The sequence below is a fragment of the Undibacterium sp. GW821-FHT07F11 genome, assembly GCF_059418665.1.
Map to the genome: position 1 here is coordinate 184,607 of NZ_JBWKQH010000008.1, position 17,982 is coordinate 202,588.

The 17,982-nt window shown below is 49.6% G+C and carries 13 protein-coding genes; 5 read left to right on the top strand and 8 right to left on the bottom strand.

What is annotated here, in order from left to right:
• Positions 1-64: 64 nt before the first annotated feature.
• On the top strand, positions 65-814 hold the full coding sequence (locus AC07OI_RS20455; RefSeq protein WP_492706564.1) for a Crp/Fnr family transcriptional regulator: 750 nt from the start codon (positions 65-67) through the stop codon (positions 812-814).
• 36 nt (positions 815-850) lie between these two features.
• Here the strand turns inward: AC07OI_RS20455 and AC07OI_RS20460 are convergent, their stop codons facing one another.
• From AC07OI_RS20460 to AC07OI_RS20470, 3 genes are read right to left on the bottom strand one after another with little or no spacing between them, the layout of a single operon-like run.
• A complete protein-coding gene (locus tag AC07OI_RS20460) occupies positions 851-1,999 on the bottom strand; it encodes a nitroreductase family protein (RefSeq protein ID WP_495258534.1) in 1,149 nt (382 codons plus the stop codon).
• Complete coding sequence (locus tag AC07OI_RS20465) at positions 1,986-2,912, bottom strand: ThiF family adenylyltransferase (protein ID WP_495258535.1); 927 nt, start codon at positions 2,910-2,912, stop codon at positions 1,986-1,988. Before AC07OI_RS20465 ends, AC07OI_RS20460 begins: the two co-directional genes overlap by 14 nt.
• 2 nt (positions 2,913-2,914) lie before the next feature.
• Positions 2,915-3,679 (bottom strand): N-acyl amino acid synthase FeeM domain-containing protein, encoded by a 765-nt coding sequence (locus AC07OI_RS20470; protein WP_495258536.1) that lies wholly within the window; start codon positions 3,677-3,679, stop codon positions 2,915-2,917.
• 191 nt (positions 3,680-3,870) lie between these two features.
• Here AC07OI_RS20470 and AC07OI_RS20475 point away from each other — a divergent pair, with 191 nt between their 5' ends.
• Both AC07OI_RS20475 and corA read left to right on the top strand, forming a co-directional pair.
• A complete protein-coding gene (locus AC07OI_RS20475) occupies positions 3,871-4,947 on the top strand; it encodes a GlxA family transcriptional regulator (protein ID WP_495258537.1) in 1,077 nt (358 codons plus the stop codon).
• Positions 4,948-5,033: 86 nt separating this feature from the next.
• Positions 5,034-5,999, top strand: coding sequence for a magnesium/cobalt transporter CorA (corA, locus tag AC07OI_RS20480; RefSeq protein ID WP_495258538.1), 966 nt, complete (start codon positions 5,034-5,036; stop codon positions 5,997-5,999).
• Between the two features lie 103 nt (positions 6,000-6,102).
• On the opposite strand, the gene AC07OI_RS20485 is transcribed toward corA, so the two are convergent.
• Positions 6,103-6,984 (bottom strand): phosphate/phosphite/phosphonate ABC transporter substrate-binding protein, encoded by an 882-nt coding sequence (locus AC07OI_RS20485; protein ID WP_495258539.1) that lies wholly within the window; start codon positions 6,982-6,984, stop codon positions 6,103-6,105.
• 267 nt (positions 6,985-7,251) lie between these two features.
• A complete protein-coding gene (locus AC07OI_RS20490; RefSeq protein ID WP_495258540.1) occupies positions 7,252-7,668 on the bottom strand; it encodes a lysozyme inhibitor LprI family protein in 417 nt (138 codons plus the stop codon).
• A 151-nt stretch (positions 7,669-7,819) separates the two neighbouring features.
• Here AC07OI_RS20490 and AC07OI_RS20495 point away from each other — a divergent pair, with 151 nt between their 5' ends.
• Entirely contained in the window at positions 7,820-8,995 is a 1,176-nt protein-coding gene (locus AC07OI_RS20495; protein WP_495258541.1) for a DUF3667 domain-containing protein, read from the top strand.
• A 399-nt stretch (positions 8,996-9,394) separates the two neighbouring features.
• Here the strand turns inward: AC07OI_RS20495 and AC07OI_RS20500 are convergent, their stop codons facing one another.
• Positions 9,395-10,642, bottom strand: a complete 1,248-nt coding sequence (locus AC07OI_RS20500; RefSeq protein WP_492706546.1) for a sensor domain-containing diguanylate cyclase — start codon at positions 10,640-10,642, stop codon at positions 9,395-9,397.
• A gap of 344 nt (positions 10,643-10,986) precedes the next feature.
• Between AC07OI_RS20500 and AC07OI_RS20505 the strand changes: the two genes are divergently transcribed.
• The gene (locus tag AC07OI_RS20505; RefSeq protein WP_495258542.1) at positions 10,987-12,669 is read left to right on the top strand and encodes an alkaline phosphatase family protein; all 1,683 of its coding nucleotides are present in this window, start codon (positions 10,987-10,989) and stop codon (positions 12,667-12,669) included.
• A 99-nt stretch (positions 12,670-12,768) separates the two neighbouring features.
• Here the strand turns inward: AC07OI_RS20505 and AC07OI_RS20510 are convergent, their stop codons facing one another.
• Both AC07OI_RS20510 and AC07OI_RS20515 read right to left on the bottom strand, forming a co-directional pair.
• Entirely contained in the window at positions 12,769-14,334 is a 1,566-nt protein-coding gene (locus AC07OI_RS20510; protein ID WP_492706542.1) for a POT-type proton-dependent oligopeptide transporter, read from the bottom strand.
• Positions 14,335-14,782: 448 nt separating this feature from the next.
• Positions 14,783-17,980, bottom strand: coding sequence for an efflux RND transporter permease subunit (locus AC07OI_RS20515; protein ID WP_495258543.1), 3,198 nt, complete (start codon positions 17,978-17,980; stop codon positions 14,783-14,785).
• Positions 17,981-17,982: the final 2 nt, after the last annotated feature.

The following is a 17,982-nucleotide window of genomic DNA, read 5'->3' on the forward strand; positions in this document are numbered from 1 at the left end:
ACTGCTTTGACGTTACAGCCTGCCCAAGCCTGCGGTAGAACAAGCAAGCTACCTTAAAGCGCATATGAAAAAAATAAGCAAAGCTGCATGGTCTGAAAATCCAAAACAGAACAGTATATTAGCTGCGCTACCCAAGGCAGATTTCGAGCGTATTTTGCCCGACCTGGAACTGGTACCTCTCCCTTTGAAATGGACGATGCTGGAATCTGGTGACCATGTACGTTTTCTGTATTTCCCTATCTCTGGCATCGTCTCGCTGATCTACGCTTTGGAAGATGGTTCATCGAGTGAAGTGGCACTGGTAGGTAATGAGGGCATGGTAGGCATTTCCATCTTCATGGGTGGTGATAGCATGCCGTCCAGCACAGAAGTCCAAAGCACCGGCAAGGCATATAAGCTCAGCAGAAAAGTCATGAAAAGGGAATTTTCCCTGGGTGGCAAGTTGCAGCAATATGCTCTGCTGTATACCCAGGCACTGATTTGCCAGACTTCACAAACCGCCGTTTGCAACCAGCACCATTTACTGGATCAACAATTGTGCCGCTGGCTCTTGATGAGTATGGACAGATTGCATTCAAATGATATCGTGATCACCCAGGAAATGATTTCCAATTTATTGGGAGTACGTCGCGAGAGCGTCACTCAAGTCATAGGCCAATTACAAAAAGATGGATTGATTACCAGCAGACGTGGTCATATCACGGTGGTGGACAGGCCTGCAATGGAAGCCCGCGTCTGCGAATGTTATGAAGTCGTCCGCAAAGAATACCTGCGTCTTCTCCCACCCGTTCCTGACGCTGATCCTGCGGCGTGACAGTGATAATTGTTCAAGCTATACAATTTGTGTGAATCAGCTATATTCCCTGGCAGGAAGCTTGCTCACGGCCAGACAGTCGCGAGAATTATCTTTCAGGTCGCCACCGGGCTGAAGACATAAATCCTGCAACTTCAATCTTAAAGAGCGTGACTGTGCTGCCTTGCCATAACCTAATCTACCCATAAAACTGGTATTTTTCAAAACAGCGGGATGGCACAACGCCGCCAGGTTTTGCTGCAATTCCAGCATCTGCTCCTGTATACCCGCAGTATCACTGCAAGAGCGTCCGGCTTTGACATACCAGCTAAAGATCAGTGGTGTCATCTCTGGCTGCAATTGTATGCCCAGCTGTGTAGCTGTCAGCCAGAAGCGCTGCAGGCTACGGCCAGCAGCAATAAAATCTTCTACAGTTTGCGGCTCTTTCCTTGCCACGATCATAAAATGTGTGGCGCAAAATAATGCCGGAATCAGATCCAGTTGCAAACGTGGCAGCCATGTGCCTGCCATAAAGCGATTCATCCAGTTGACCCGCTGCCAGCTATGCATGGCCCAGCGCATCAATAGCAAACCCAGTTTATCCATGCCTATGGCTTGATCCGGTATGCGATCTGTACTGAATTGCTTACCCCAGTCTATGACTTTTTTATGAGTGGGAAAAGCCTCTGGCATGGTCAGGCGTATTTTTGCATTCTGCCATAATAATTTCGCCATCTTCCAGCGTTGCTGCCAGCCACCAAACCAGCATATGCTGAAGTTACCACCTACAGCCTGCTCCAGCAACAATTGATGTTCTGCACGCAGAGCCAGCGTAGATAGTGCCCGTCTTTGCACGCTTCTTTTTTCTATCATCTCCACCAAAGGGTGTGGAATGCAGATGTCGACGGGCAAGAGCCTGACCTGGTAAGCAAGCGCCTGACTATTGTCCAAATTTCCCTGACTGTCTATACGCAAAAATTCTGCATGCCTGTGCTGGTGGCTGGCTGCCAGGCTGATGTTTTCCAGCAGAGCACCGAGGGCGAGCTGGCTGGGACGGCCATCGAAATCATAGACTACCGTGTCACGGGTATCAAAGGCACGAATGATGAAAGCGTCTTCCGAGACAACTTCAAAGCGCCAGTTCTGTACATTGTCACCACTAGGTGCCCAGCGTGCCTTGTCCAGTATGTATTCAAGCGGGCTCATGCTGTCTTTCTGCTTCGGCCAGTTTCTGGCCTAACATGCGTCTGGCAATCGCCAGTTTAATTTTTTGCAAGGGATTGCGGTTGCCACCTGGCAGCCAGGTTTTCTTCAACTCTTGCCGGTAAGCGTCGTAATGGATGCCGCGCGGTGCAGCAACCACTTTGCCACGTCCGAGCAGAATTTTTGCAGCTTCCGTTGCAGCTACGCCTGCACACAGCTGACAGGCCATTACCGTTGACGGGCCTTTTTTCAAATCCAGCCGCACACGGCTAGGATCAACCAGGTAAGAACCATGCAGACGTGCCGGTGCCAACCCGATTAAAAAACGTATGCCTTGCTCAAACTCTGACTGGCCCTGCATCTGGAAATAATCATCGAAACGCATTTTGCCCGGCATGAACGCCAGTACTGCGGTGCCCATACCCAGTGGTGCTGCAGTCACAGCCGGTATGCCTTTGCGATAGCAGGCAGCAAACACCGCGCGGCGGGTATCGAAGGCAAAAAAGTCCAGGCTGTCAATATAGATATCCACACCATCCAGAAAGGCATCCATATTGGCTGGCCCTATACCCTGGGCAAAAACTTCTATCTGTAGCTCAGGATTGATATCCCTGGCCATGGCCTGCATGACTTGCGCCTTGTCCTTGCCGAGGGTGGATTGCATGGCACCGGCCTGGCGGTTCATATTAGGCAGGTCAAACTGGTCAAAGTCTGCAATATGAAAAGCACCGATACCCAGTCTGGCCAAGGTCAGCAGATGCGCACCGCCTACGCCACCCATGCCCGCTATGGCAGCCTTCTTGCCACGCAGTTGGGCCTGCTCTGCCTCGGTGAACCAACCCAGATTACGGGAAAAAGCCTGATCGTAATCAAAAGAAGAAGCTGACTGAGCAGGATGTGCTGGTAATGGTTTCATTTTTATTGCTCACTCAAACCCTGCATGCGGGCAGCCAGACGGGCTTCTTCTTCATGGGAGAAAAGGTAGGGATAAAAAGAACGCTCGGTGTCAGCCAACTCAGGTTTGCCACCAAAAATCTCTATCATCCTGGCAACATAATGCAAATCGATGCCTAGCAAAACAGATGGTGCCTGCACCTGCTGGTTATCCCTGACATCGCTCAAGACCGTAAATTTCAACATGCGCTGATAAAACGCCACATGCCTGGGATTGACCTCTATGCAGATATAGTTGTATTGGCGCACCCGCAATGCCCATATCTCGGCCAGGTGGAACAAGGACGCGAGTACGCTGCGGGACTTGACTTCTTTTTCTATCGCCAGCTTGGTGAACTGACATAGCTTTGCACCTCTCCTGCGCAAGCTATCCAGTTCAAACTGGTACAGCTTATCAAGCGGCAAGCCTTCACCGGCATCGAATTGCACACTGAGCGTGCCAACCACGCGATTTTCTATGGTCGCCTGCAGGCTAAGAATATTGCCGGCTTTGCTCGCCTCAGGATGGGCATATCCACGCGAGGAAAAGCGTTCATTGACCAGCATGTCGATGGTTTCTCTATCATTCCTGGTATTTACCAGCTTGACTTTGAAACTCGGAATCTGCTTGTCCGGCCAGGGATATACTGGGGTCTGTGGTGTCTGCCGCTTGAAAGCATCTCTCTTATTATGACGAGGGACGTCCAGTGGCATACCAATGATGGTATTTGTCTGAGCAAGTGAGTGCATGATCTTATCCAAAGTATAAGCAGTTTGAGGGACTACAAAACCTTTCCTGTGGAGTGCGCACCCACCGTTTGGAAACAGAAATATCGTTTCTGTGCAGTAAGTATATTCATGCTTGGGGAAAATTAATAAGCTAAAATAGACAAGCGATGTGCTGATTCAGCCATGACTTGTAAGCAAATCTATGTAATCAAATGTTACCGATACGCTTTGATCTCTTATTTCTGGACGGCTGCATGCCTGGTGCCATGCTGACCAGCATTGACGCCATTACCGCGGGGAATACCTTGTGGAGTTTGAGAAACCCTGAAAAACTAAGCCAGGCAGGCAGGCGTGCCCTGCCATTTCGCTGGCGCATTATTGATGTGCATGGCAAGGCCCTGCATTTGCCATGGCTGACAAACTCCATGGCACCAGGCTTCGATGGCACGGATGAATATCTGCCCGCCAGGCAAACCGTGCTGGTCATGCCTGGTCTGCAAATAAACACTATCTATGATTTGGACAGGCGCGTTAAAACCGGTGGTGCAGAAAAAGCCTTGCTGCAGGCACGCCATCAATCTGGTGGCATCATCGCAGCCAGCTATAACGCTACCGGGTTTCTGGCAGAAGCAGGCCTGCTTGAGCACAAGCAGGCTGCCATGAGCTGGATGATGAGTGGCTGGCTGGCCGATAATTACCCAAATGTCTTGCTGAATCTGCGTCACGAGGTCGTAGTTGATAGCAACATTTTTACTACCGGTGCGCCAGCCAGCAATTACCGTTTGATTTATGAAGTCATGCGCCTGCATTCTGGAGATGCCCTGGCCAATAGTGCGATCGATGCCACCTACTACCAGGAAGAGCGCTACAAGATCAGTGCAGACATGAACCCCGTGCTGTCAGCAAAAGCGCGTGACGGCATCGTCTTCAAAGCCCGTGCCTGGCTGGAAGCAGATCTCAGCCGCACCTATGATCTGCAGGAAGTTGCACATGCCGCTGCCGTCAGTCCGCGCACGATCAATCGCTATTTCAATGAAGTGCTGGGTATGTCGCCGCTCTCGTATCTGCAAAAACTGCGTATACAAAGAGCCAAGCAATTGCTGGAAATCAGCATGCTGGATATCAGCGCCATCGTAGAGCAATGTGGTTACCGCGACAATAGTTCATTTTGCCGGCTGTTTAAAAGAGAAACCCAGATGAGCCCTTTGCAATTCCGGCGCCGCTTCAACTTTCGGGTAGACAAGCGCTGGTGGCGCGCCAGCGATACAACCTCCTATGACACAAACTGAACCATGCCAGACCTGAGTTTACATAGCGCTCATATTGGATCAGACTAAGGCTATTTTTCTCCTAACAAAAGACGGAAAACTGAAACATGTTAATCAATTGCGTTACGTATCAGGAAGGCCGCAAACTGTCCGACATATCGGTAGCAGCAATCAGCGACTATGTGCAACAAAAAGACCAGTTTGTCTGGGTAGCCTTGCGCGATGCCTCGGATGAAGAATTGCAGGAAATGCAGGTCGAATTTGAATTGCATGAACTGGCCGTTGAAGATGCGCGCCATGGCTATCAAAGGCCAAAAATCGAGGAATATGGTGACTCTTTGTTTGCCGTCATCCACACAGTGGAAATGCTGGATGGCGAACTGAACATAGGTGAACTCAATCTCTTCGTCGGTGAAAATTATGTATTGTCGGTGCGCAACCGTTGTCAGCAAAACTTCCTGGGTGTACGCCAGCGTTGCGAGCGCGAACCACATTTACTCAAGCATGGTTCTTCATTTGTTTTCTATGCGCTGATTGATGCCGTCGTTGACCGCTACTTCCCTGTCGTAGAAACATTGGAAGAAGAACTGGAACTTATCGAAGAACAGATTTTTACCAAGGGCAGTGAACGAGCAAATATCCAGCGCCTGTATCAGCTCAAGCGCAAGATCATGGTAGTCAAACATGCGGTCACACCTTTGATGGAAGCATGCGGCAAATTATTTGGTGGGCGTGTACCAGCCTTGTGCGTGAATACCCAGGAATATTTCCGCGATGTATATGATCATCTTTACCGCGTCAACACCTCGATCGAAACCATACGTGACACCATCAGCACGGCGATACAGGTGAACTTGTCCATGGTCGCCATCGATGAGAGTGAAGTCAACAAGCGGCTGGCTGCAGGTGCGGCAATTTTTGCGGTACCCACCGCATTTGCCGGTATCTGGGGTATGAATTTCAAAGCCATGCCAGAACTGGAATGGCATTATGGCTATCCAATGGCGGTAGGCATCATGTTCTCAGCCTGTGCTTATTTATATTACCGCTTCAAGAAATCCGGCTGGTTGTGACAAGGCTGGTTTACTGTCAATCAAATTACCTGAACTAATCAAAACCAGAGACATCACCACTGCGATGCGATGATGCCTCTGGCAGGTTTTATGGCGAGCAGCATTATTCAAATGGCGGTGCTTTGACAGCACGCATGGCGCTTTCCAGCGTCGAGGTGCTCAGTGGTTCAATAAAACCTTTGATGCCTGCTGTTTGTGCTGCAGGCTCAGTTGCCGGCATTTTGAGTAATGCGGCCTTGATCTCAGCTGCCACATCTTTATTCGCATGCGGCAAGGCGACCACGAAATATTCGGGATACAGTTCTGTCGTCAGCAGAAATGGGAATTTTGCATCTTTTCGCTCGTCGAGGATAGTGAAATCTTCCAGCTTGATTTTACCTTCCTTGGCCATGTTCTCCAGTATGCCGGTGCGGACAAAAGCTGCGCTGGATTTGCCTGACTGCACAGCCAGCACAGAATCGTCCTGGCTGGTGGTCGTGAACAAGCCGTAGTCACGCCTTGGTTGCATACCCTTTTGGGATAAATGATAAACCTGGAATAAATAACCGCCCGCAGACTGTATGCCCAAGGCACTGACAGGTTTGCCTTTCAGGTCTTCTATCTTGCTGATAGCACCACCCTTTTTAACCACGACAACACCGCCAAATACTGAGCCCTGCTTGCCATTCAGGGAAGCCAGCAGCGACGCCCCCAGTTTCACCTTCAGCATCAAGGTCTGGTTGGGATTGGCAAGGATGAAATCAACTTTCTTGGCACTGGCATCGCCAAACACCTTGGACACTTCCATGGGGACAATTTCTACTTGCTTACCTGTTGTCTTGCTCAGATACTTGCCCAGGTCTTGCCACTGATTTTGGGTCTCTTGCGTTGAGCGCGGGGCATTGACGCCCAGCTTATAAGTTTCCACACTGCTGGCTGTCAGTGCACTACACATTAAGATCATGAAGCCAGCGATTTTTATCAGGAACAGGCGTGTACTTTTCATTATTTGCACCTTTGTAATCAAAAATCAAACGATTTCAATTTGCAACAGATAAAGCATGACACTGATGAAGGCTGATCTTGAACTGCCTGATCAGCTTGGGATTTTACATACGCAGGAAGGGAGTGACTTCTAGGATAGCACCAACTGCAGGGATAGCATAAGTAAATATGCAAGAAACCAGGTTCACTGACAAGTGCCATATGGATCAGGTAACGCATTCATAGCAAACTACCCAGACCCCTTCTGCGCCAGATCAGGCAGGTATTTTTAGCGCTTCACCACTTCAGTCACGCTTTGCAAATGAGTCATGCGCTGCTCATTCAATTCCAGTATGCACAAGAAACGCCGATGAGAACCACCGGTGCCGCCAGCAGCCAGGGCGGCCTGTAATTCGCATTGTTCTTTACGATAGCGCAAGTATTGTTTGCCTGAGGATAATAAATAATTATTCACCCGCTTGCGGTTTTCTGGTGTGTCGTCCCAGCGACGCACATGGTCAAGAGTATCTGCCTCCGCCTGTCTGAGTAGCACATCGCTGTCAATGACACGTTTTTCCAGGCATACACGTGCATCAGCCTGCCCACCCAAGAAGAAACAATCTTCACCAGAGGCAGCCCGCTGGGCCAGTACCTCGCTACTCAACACAAGCAAGAATGAAGACAGCAATATTTGAAACAGACGCATACGGATATCCTTGCAAGCAACTCAAATAGAAGCTCTAACGGCCAACTGGAAAAAGTCCACCATATTATCAAATCCATACCTGAATTGTGCTATCTTGCCGGACTGAGGGAAGCTCAACATCGTACAATCAAAAAAATCAGAGAGCAAACGTATGAATCTGGATGTAGAAATTGCTGCAGACCTTGCAGCAGAAGCAGTGTTAGTGAACGAAGCAGAAAAAAGCGTGCATCATGCTGCCAGTACTGATGAAGCTCATCATACCTGCGCCAACTGCAATGCCGTCCTGCAGGGTGCATATTGTCATGCCTGCGGACAATCAGCCCATATTCATCGTTCCCTGCTGCATTTGGTAGAAGAGCTTTTGCATGGCCTGTTTCACTTTGAGACCAAGGCATGGCGGACCATTCCCAAACTGATCTGGTCACCTGGCAAACTGACCCGTGACTACATAGAAGGTCAGCGCACGCGCTATGTATCACCTTTGGCCCTGTTTTTGTTTTTGATCTTCGTGATGTTCTTTGTGTTTTCTTTCACGACCAGTAATCCGCTCGAGAGCATTTCTGACAAACCGCATACCAGAGAAGGTATCAGCAAGGTTTTACAAGAGAGTCAGGCAAAGTTGACATCCCTGGAGGGCGAGCGCGGTCAACTGCCGGCAGGTAACTCAAAACTGGAAGAACTGGATGAAAGCATCGCCGATCTTAAATCAGAGATCACTGCACTGGAAAATTCACTGAATTTACTTGGCATCAAAAATGATGGAAACAGCCAGGTAAAGGACGATGACAAGAACCGTGGCGTGGGAAAACTGGCGCAAAAACTGGATGAAAAACTGTATAAAAAAATAGAAGAAAATCAGGCAAAGCAAGCGGAGAAAAAACAAAAAGTAACGGTTACTTCTTCTCTTCCATCCATACAGGAAAAAATCAGGCATGCGGTCAATACACCTGAATTGACCTTATACAAAATGAAGAGCAATGCATCCAAGCTTGCCTTCATGCTCATGCCTATCTCCTTGCCGTTTTTATGGCTGCTCTTCATCTTCAAGCGCAGATATGGCATGTTCGATCACGCAGTATTTTCGCTGTACTCCCTGTCCTTCATGGCCTTGCTTCTGATGACCACGGCCATACTGAATGCCATGAATTTTAGTACCACGGCATCGCTGTTATTTGTTTTTGTGCCGCCCCTGCATATGTTCAGGCAATTACGTGAGGCTTATCAATTGGGAGTAGCTGCCAGCCTGTGGCGCACGATAGCCTTGCTGTTCGTGGCAGGATGTTCTTTGCTGATTTATCTGTTACTGATTTTGAGCCTGAGCGCCTGATCAGCCAGTCGCCTGGGGAAATTCCAGAACTCATTTCATAAATAGGGTGAGTGCGAACAAGACGATTTGGGATGCAGTGCAAGGCCTAAGGTGTGTACCCTGTGAAGCTAAGGCTGGTGCCTTAGCGAGGGCGAGGTAACAAACTGCACGCTGCAATGCGCCCAAATCGTCAGTTCACTAAGGGTTTGCCTCATAACGCGTGCTGGACTGCAGGTTTTGACAATTCGACTCGTGATCAATAGCACCGCTATTGACTGCCTCGTCCCCTTGCAGGGCACATGTGCGCTTGCAAGCGCACATCGTACGCAGGCGTGCAGCATGCTGCACGAATTCCTTGCTTTACCTTTGCCAGCCCGTGTTATGAGGCAAACGCATCTCAACCTATTTATGAAATGAGTTCTAGATTTCCCAGGTAACCCGGTTGCGGCCATGACTCTTGGCCTGATATAAAGCCTTGTCTGCACGCTCCAGCAAGCGGCCAAGGCGATCGTCTTCTGACCTGTATGTCGCGATGCCTATACTTACAGTCAGCACGAAGACATCGCCAGCAGCCGAATTCAAGACCAGGGACTGTATGTGAGCGCGTATGCGCTCAGCCACCAGCATGGATTCTGGTTGACTGGCCTGCTGCAGGAGTACGCAGAATTCTTCCCCTCCAAGGCGTCCAAACAAATCTGATTCTCGTAACTCCAGTTTGACGGCCTCAGCAAAACGAATCAGCGCCTGGTCGCCAGACTGATGGCCATATTTGTCGTTAATGCTTTTGAAGTAGTCGAGATCCAGCATCATCAAAGTCATCTCGGTTTGGTAGCGCTGACAGCTCTTGAATATGTGCTCGGCATGCTCAAGAAAGGCTCTGCGGTTGGCTATGCCAGTCAAGGAATCTGTGGTTGCCAGTCTTTGCAATTCCCTTTCCAGCATCTTGCGCTGGGTAACATCTCTGCAGATACCTTCTGCCCCTGCATAATTACCCTCGTCGTCAAACAGGGCCTGGCTATTGACTGAAATATCAATGGTGCGGCCATCTTTGGTGACCATTTGTCCGGGGAAATCACTGACCATACCGTGCAGCATGATTTCTTTTCTGAAGGCCTCCCTGTCCGCCATCTGCGGATATAGTGCTGCGGCAGGCTTGCCCTCAATCTCTTCAGGGGTGTATCCCAATATTTTAGATACTGCCGGACTGACTTTTTGCACTATGCCGTCAACATCGGTGCGGTAATACACGTCTTGCATGTTTTCAAACAAACGCCGGAAATTGAATTCACTCAGGCGCAATTGCTCTTCCATCTCATTATGCTCAGTCATGTCCATACCACTGATCATGACAGCATCTTTGCCCTCAAATACGATGGCATTACTGATCACCAGCAGCATGCGGAAATTACCCTTGCTGGTACGTATGCGAAACTTGCTATTCGCATTTGCCCAATTGTTGCCCTGCTTCTTCAATCGTCCTTGTGACCTTGGTTGATCAATAGGATGAACAAATTCATCGACAGATTTACCAATCAATAGCTGTTCATCGCTGACTTCAAGCAACTGCACCGCAGCGGGATTGAGTTTTACCAATTTACCATCCACAACAATCGCTATTGCGACTGGCAAGATATCAAACAGGTAAGCAAAATAATTATCTTTGTTCAAGAATGATCCTATCAGAGCCCGGCTCCGCGCTTATATGTATGCTGGGATGCGCCATTTCATTTTACTGCCGGGCAACGGTGAGCAAAGTAAGAAAATGCAAGATCAGGCAGATTGTTTTTGGGCTGCAACAATCATAAAGGACCGAAGTGAAATGTAATATAAAAAAATACATACTGGAAACCTTATGTATTTTGCTCAAGATTTACGCTGTCATGCGCTTGTCAGAAGCATCACTTAGTGTATGCTAGTTTGAGTGCCGATCAGTGTCAAAGTCGGCTCTTACATTAGCCTATGCTAACCCATATCAGCCAACGCCACCATCATTGACCATTCGACAATACATCATGAAGAATCCCTTGCCAAGCATATCCCGGCCCATGCGCCGCCTGTTTTTACTGACTTGCCTCACCGCCTCTGCCAGCCTGTCGTCCCACGCTGCTGTTGCAGTTGAAAAACCCGTACAAGCCAAACTGATCGTGGTTCTGGTCGTCGATGGTCTGCCTCAGGAACAAGTCGTTCGTTATCGTGATCAATTTGGTCAGGGCGGATTCCGCCGTTTGCTGGATCAGGGCGCCTGGTTCTCAGATGCGCATCAGGCGCATGGAATTACTGTGACAGCAGTGGGTCACTCTGCCGTGCTCACTGGTGCATATCCTTATCAACATGGCATCATAGGCAATAACTGGATAGACCCGGTCACGCTGGAATCCATCTATTGCACAGAAGACAAGCAACACACTTATATCGGTGAAGAAACCAAGGGCAGTGACGGCACATCCCCTGCCAATCTGCGCGTCAGTACCCTGGGTGATGAATTGCGCTATTCGAACGGCGAGCACAGCAAGGTGATTACTGTATCCGGCAAGGACAGGGGTGCGATCCTGCTGGCGGGCAAAACTGGCACCGCTTATATGTATATGAGCAAGACCGGCAATTTTGCCAGTTCCACGTATTACATGAAGTCCCACCCACAATGGGTACAGCAATACCAGGCTGCAAAACCGCAAGACCGTTTTTATGGCAAGGAATGGCGTCCACTACTGCCTGATGCCGCTTATGTGAATGATGCCAATGATGAACTGGTCATCAATCAAAAAGAAAAAGACAAGCGTTTCCCGTTTGTCTATACCAGCAAGTCGGGCAAGCCTGATGCTGACTACTATAAAGATTTATACACTGGCCCCTATGTCGATGAAATGACCCTGGACTTTGCCCGCGCCGCCATCGAAGGAGAAAAACTGGGGCAAAACCCGACTGGCGTGCCGGATGTACTGGGTGTCAGCTTGTCCAGTCATGATTATGTCAATCACAGCTTTGGTCCAGAGAGTCGCATGTCACATGATCATCTGCAAAGGCTGGACAGGATGCTGGCAAATTTCTTCACCTATCTCGACAAGCGTATAGGTTTGGAAAACACCATGGTCGTGCTGACCGCCGATCACGGTTTCCCGAATGTGCCGGAATTTGCACAATCCATCAAACGTGATGCGCAACGTCTGGATAGCAAAAAGATGACCGCAGATTTGAACCAGCATCTGTCAGAAAAATTTGGGCAAAAAGACCTGGTTCGCAAATGGTCTGCTCCCAACTTCTTGCTCGACTATAAACTGCTAGAGCAAAAAAACCTGAAACGCGAAGATGTGGAAAATGCTGCCGCCAGATTTTTGCTGGGTTTGCCAGGTGTTGCAGATAGTTTTACCCGTACGCAGTTTGAAAATGGCAACCTGCCGCGTACCCGCATAGGCACACTGGTACAACGTGCATGGCATAAACAACGCTCCGGCGATGTCATGGTGATAGTAAAACCTTACTGGTACTTCAGTAGCGAGACTCACGGCACTTCGCATGGCTCACCCTATATCTACGACACCAATGTGCCGCTGATACTGATGGGCAAACCTTTCAAGGCAGGCTCCTATGGCCAATATGCTGAAGTCATGGATCTTGCACCTACGCTGGCGCACCTGTTACGTGTGCGCCCGCCTTCTGGTTCTGAAGGACGCGTGCTGAACGAAATACTGCGTTGAATGGTAAGCTAAGCAATCAGCTAAACAATTACTTAAGCAACAGCCGGACGAAAAAAAACCGCATGATAAATTCATGCGGTTTTTTTGCGCGTCATTGTCTTACTTGGCCTGACGATAGTTATTCAACATAGGATAACTTCTCGCATACAGAGAAAACAGGAAAGCTGCCAGCAATGCAAAACCGGCAAAGAAGAACATCTGGAAAGCTGTGACGCTCATACCAGTAGACTTGATTTGCTCGGTCACTGCTTCACTCTTGACACTGGAGTTGGCCAGCAAGACCCACAGGTTACCGATAGTGACCGACAAGTTCCAGAAACTCATGATCACACCCTTCATCGCCAGTGGTGCCTGACTATAGGCAAATTCCAGACCGGTAGCAGATACCAGGACCTCGCCAAAAGTCAGCAAGGCATATGGCAGGATTTGCCAGGTGATGGTCAGGGGGTTACCACCATCAATGGCCAACTGCATGAAGCCAACCACGATCCAGGCCAGACCAGAGAAAGCAATACCCAGTCCCATGCGACGCAAAGCAGTCAGTTCCACGCCCATGCGCTTCAACAACGGATACAAGACCAGGTTATTAAAAGGAATCAGCAACATCACCAGCAGTGGGTTCAGAGCCTGCATTTGAGCAGACTGGAACCATGAAGGCTTGGTCATCTGATCTGCCTGCAAGACCCAGGTTGATGCCTTTTGATCAAACAAAGACCAGAATGGAGTCACGAGCGCAAACACCACCAGGATGCGCAATACTGAACGCACGCCATCAACTGCTACGTCAGGATGAATGCCGCGGGCACGCTCCAGTTGCATCCAGGCGCCCATGCCACCAAAACCAAGAACCAGCACCAATGCCAGGCAGAGTGCTGCAACGATACCAACTTTAGGAATCAGGAACAAAGAACCTACTGCCAGCAAGGCACCCGCCACTGCCATGAAGTAACCGCTTTTTGCCTGACCTGGTACATCGGTGGTCAATGCAGTACGCACCACATTCAGGAAAGAATGCGGGTCACGCGGTGCCGGTGGCACGTGAACGTATTTGGTACGGCCAGACCAGAAAATGATGGTCGCGATCAGCATCAGCAAACCCGGGATACCAAAAGCGATACTTGCCCCCAGCTCCTTGAGGAAGATGGGCATCAGCAAAGAGGCAAAGAAAGAACCGAAGTTGATGATCCAGTAAAAACCATCAAATACTTTTTGCGCCAGGGAGCGGTTCGACTGGTCAAACTGGTCACCAACAAAGGAGGTCACCAGGGGTTTGATACCCCCCGACCCCAGGGCAATCAGGAATAGCCCGGTATAAAATCCGTTGCGGTTACTCTCAAAAATTGCCAAGCAGGCATGGCCACAGCAATACACCAGGCTCAACCAGAAAACGGTATTGTATTTACCAAAGAACCTGTCGGCGAGCCAGCCACCCAGCAAGGGGAAGAAATATACGCCAATGACGAAAGTATGGAACACCTCTTTTGCCATACCCTTGCGCAGTTCTTCTGGCATGGACAAAAGCAGGCTGGTAATCAGGAAAGGTGTGAGGATGTTGCGCATGCCATAAAAGCTGAAGCGCTCACAGCCTTCATTGGCGATGATATAGGGTATTTGCTTTGGCATTTGCGCTTTTTCAACGCTATCCATAGCCACGGATTGAGTCATTCGTCTCTCCTGTTCAATTGTTTTTTTCACAGCCTGGGCAAACTATCTCTCTTGAAGACGGGCTTGCCTTTTGGGGTCAAGGATAAGTTTTGCCAGCATATAAGATGGATATATCTGGAAAAACAGTGGGCGAAGTATCCAGATTTGTGAGGGGGTAGTCAAGCCTGAAAACGCCCCCATTTGACCTGGAAAACCAGTGTATTGAAGATCACTTGAAGTACAGCCTGAAAATGATGCCAGAGAGCCATCAAAATACCATGTAAAGCGAATCTTCAACCAGGCTGCAAGCCGCATGAATATTGACTTTGTGCACTGCAAAAATAAAAAACTTATGGGTTCATCACGATACGGTTATGAATAAAATTTAAGCAAAAAAATTTTATTGCGTATAAAGAAAATCCTGCACTGAAAATAAAAATGCCCACTTGTCAGGTGGGCATTTTTTACATCAGGCTACTGAAGGTTTGCCGCTGATTTTTCGCCACGCTCTGAATGGCAGACGGAAAATAAAACGTACCATGACCAATGTCAGCAAGGCTTCAACAAAAGTCGCGATGAAGGCAAAGAAGGTATTCCAGCGTGATTCACGGCGGCGGAACTTGGCCAGCATGCGGTCACGGCTGATTTCAATACTGTCATAGAAGGTCGGCACTACCAGCAAAGTCAGGAAGGTGGAAGTGATGGTACCGCCAATAATCGCGATCGCCAGCGGGCGATAGAACTCACCGCCCTCACCCAGACCTATGGCCACCGGCAACATACCGGCAATCAAGGCAAAGGTCGTCATCAGAATAGGACGCAGGCGCTTGCGGCCAGCATACATGAGTGACTCTTCGCGGTCGTAGCCTTCTTCTTCGCGCTTCCTGGCGCAATCAAGCAAGAGAATCGCATTCTTGGCTACCAGGCCCATGAGCATGATGATGCCGATGAAGCTCATCAGATTCAATGTACCCTTGGTCAGCAGCAAGGCCACTACCACACCTATCAGACTCAAAGGCAGGGACAGCATGACGGCGATAGGTGCAGTGAAAGAACCAAACTGCATGACCAGGATCAGGTACATCAGGCCTATGCCAGATACCAGGGCGATGGTCATTTCAGTAAACAATTCTTTTTGCGAACGTGCCGCGCCACCGAGTTCTATGCCGAAGCCGGCAGGAAAATTCATGGCCCTGGCAAGTTTCAAAGCCTCAGTTGTGACTTCACCTGAAGACTTACCTTGTGCGTTGGCAGATACTTCTATCATGCGTTTGCCATCGGTATGCTGGATCTTGGCTGGTCCCTTGCCCATGGTGATCTTGGCGATTTGCTCCAGCGGCACCATCTTGTCACTACCGGCCACAGCGATAGGCAGACGTTCTATGTTTTCTGCACTGATTCTGTCATCCGGATGCAGGCGCACTGCCACGTCACGCGCTTCACCAGTGGGATCAACCCAGTCACCGATCTCGACACCAGCAAACGCCACACGCAAGGCCTGGGCGGCATCATTGACCGAGATACCAAGGGAGTTTGCCAGGCCGCGATCCAGTTCTATCTGCAACTCATCTTTAGGATCTTGCTCGGATAAACCTACGTCCACCGCTCCCGGCACTTTACTCAGTTGCCCCATGAAGTCAGTGGCAATCTCGGTCAGTTTCCTCGAGTCAGGGCCAGAGAACCTGATTTGTACTGGCTTTCTGGCGCCGTTACTCAGATCATCCTGCACCACGTATTCAGCACCAATGATGGTGGCTACCAGCTTACGCAGCTCGACACCCACCTCAGTTGCTGAGCGTTTGCGCTCGGTACTCTTGCCAATGTCTACATACACGCGACCACCGCCGCTGTTAATAACGCTATTGGTGGCCTTGGTTTCTTTAATGGTGCGTGCAAGCTCAGCGGCTTTTTCCACTTTCATACGACCATAATCGAGACTGGAACTGGATGGCGTGCGTACGTCAATAACCAGAGTGCCATTGTCAGAGACTGGCAAGAAACTGGTTCCCCCCTTGGCCGCATGCAGGCCGACGGCACCGGCAAAACTGAGTGCTGCGATCAGCGCCATCCAGATGCGGTGATGCAGGGCCCAGGCGATCACGTTGCCATAGCGGTCAGCCTGGTGATCAAACCAGGTATTGAACTTGGCCAGCACCAGACTGATACCACGCTTGGGCTCCAGATGATGGCCTATCGGGTCACCCCAGTAAGCAGACAACATGGGATCAAGCGTGAACGAGATAAACAGACTGACCAGAACAGAACTGGCAACCGTCAGCGCAAACGGCCTGAACCATTCACCAGAAACACCGGGCATGAAGGCCACAGGAATAAACACGGCAATAATAGAGAAGGTGGTTGCAGCAACCGCCAGACCAATTTCCTTGGTGCCATTGCTGGCGGCAGTGCGGCGGTCTGAACCCATTTCCATATGACGCACGATATTTTCGCGCACCACAATCGCATCATCAATCAATACACCGATTGCCAGTGACAGGCCCAGCAAGGTCATGAAGTTCAGGGTAAAGCCGCACAACCACACCGCGATGAAAGCGGCAATCACTGAAGTCGGCAAACTCATCGCCGTAATCAGGGTAGAACGCCATGAATTGAGGAATACGTACACCACAAAAATCGTCAGCACGGCACCAAACATCAATGACTCAATGACGTTGTTAAGACTGGACTGTGCATCCTTGCCGCCATCCTGTGTGACTTCCAGCTTGCTGCCTTTTGGCAGGGTCTTATTAATCTCTTCTATCAAGTCCCGTACTTTATTGGCTACTGTCACAGTACTGGCATCACGTGAGCGTGTGACTGAGATACCGACATTGGGGTTACCATTGCGCACACTGAAACCACCAATTTCGGCAAAGCTGTCAGCAATCTCAGCAACTTGCGCCAGCCTGACCAAATCAGTACCACGGCGCTTGATAACGATATTCTGGAATTCTGCCGGAGATTCTATGCGGCCTATCAGGCGTATGCTTTGTTCATCCAGTTTGCCGCTCACTTTACCCACTGGTGCGGTGGTATTTTGATTGCGCAATGCAGTGACCACTTCTCCAACGGAGACATTGTATTCACGCAGTTTTTGGGCGTGTAGTAATACTGTCAATTCACGGCGCAGGGAACCATTCACGCTGACGGTAGCAACACCATCTATGCCGCGAAACTTGTCGGACAATTCATCTTCTGCCAGTCGTGAAATTTCGGCATGGCTGAGCGTACTGGAAGACAAGGCCAGTTGCATGATCGGTTGCGCCGAGGGGTCACTGCGCTGCAGTATGGGCTCGCGCATTTCTGTCGGTAATTTATAGCGTACCGATGCAATCGCATTGCGCACCTCATCCGAGGCTTCGATCAGGTTTTTATTGAAATTAAAAACAATCACGACTTGTGCACGGCCTTCAAACGCCGTTGAGCGCACCTGGTACACGCCGGAAATACTTTGCAGTGATTTTTCCAGGCGATTGATGATCTCGCGCTCCACCGTTTCTGGTGATGCGCCTGGATAAGGAATGCTTACTACCAGTACTGGCTCTTCCACATCGGGAATCTGATTGACCTTGAGTTTCTTCAGCGCCAGCAAACCCATGCACATGAGGGCGATGATGATAACGATCATCGCGACCGGACGCTTGATACTGAAATCGGAAAGGAACATGA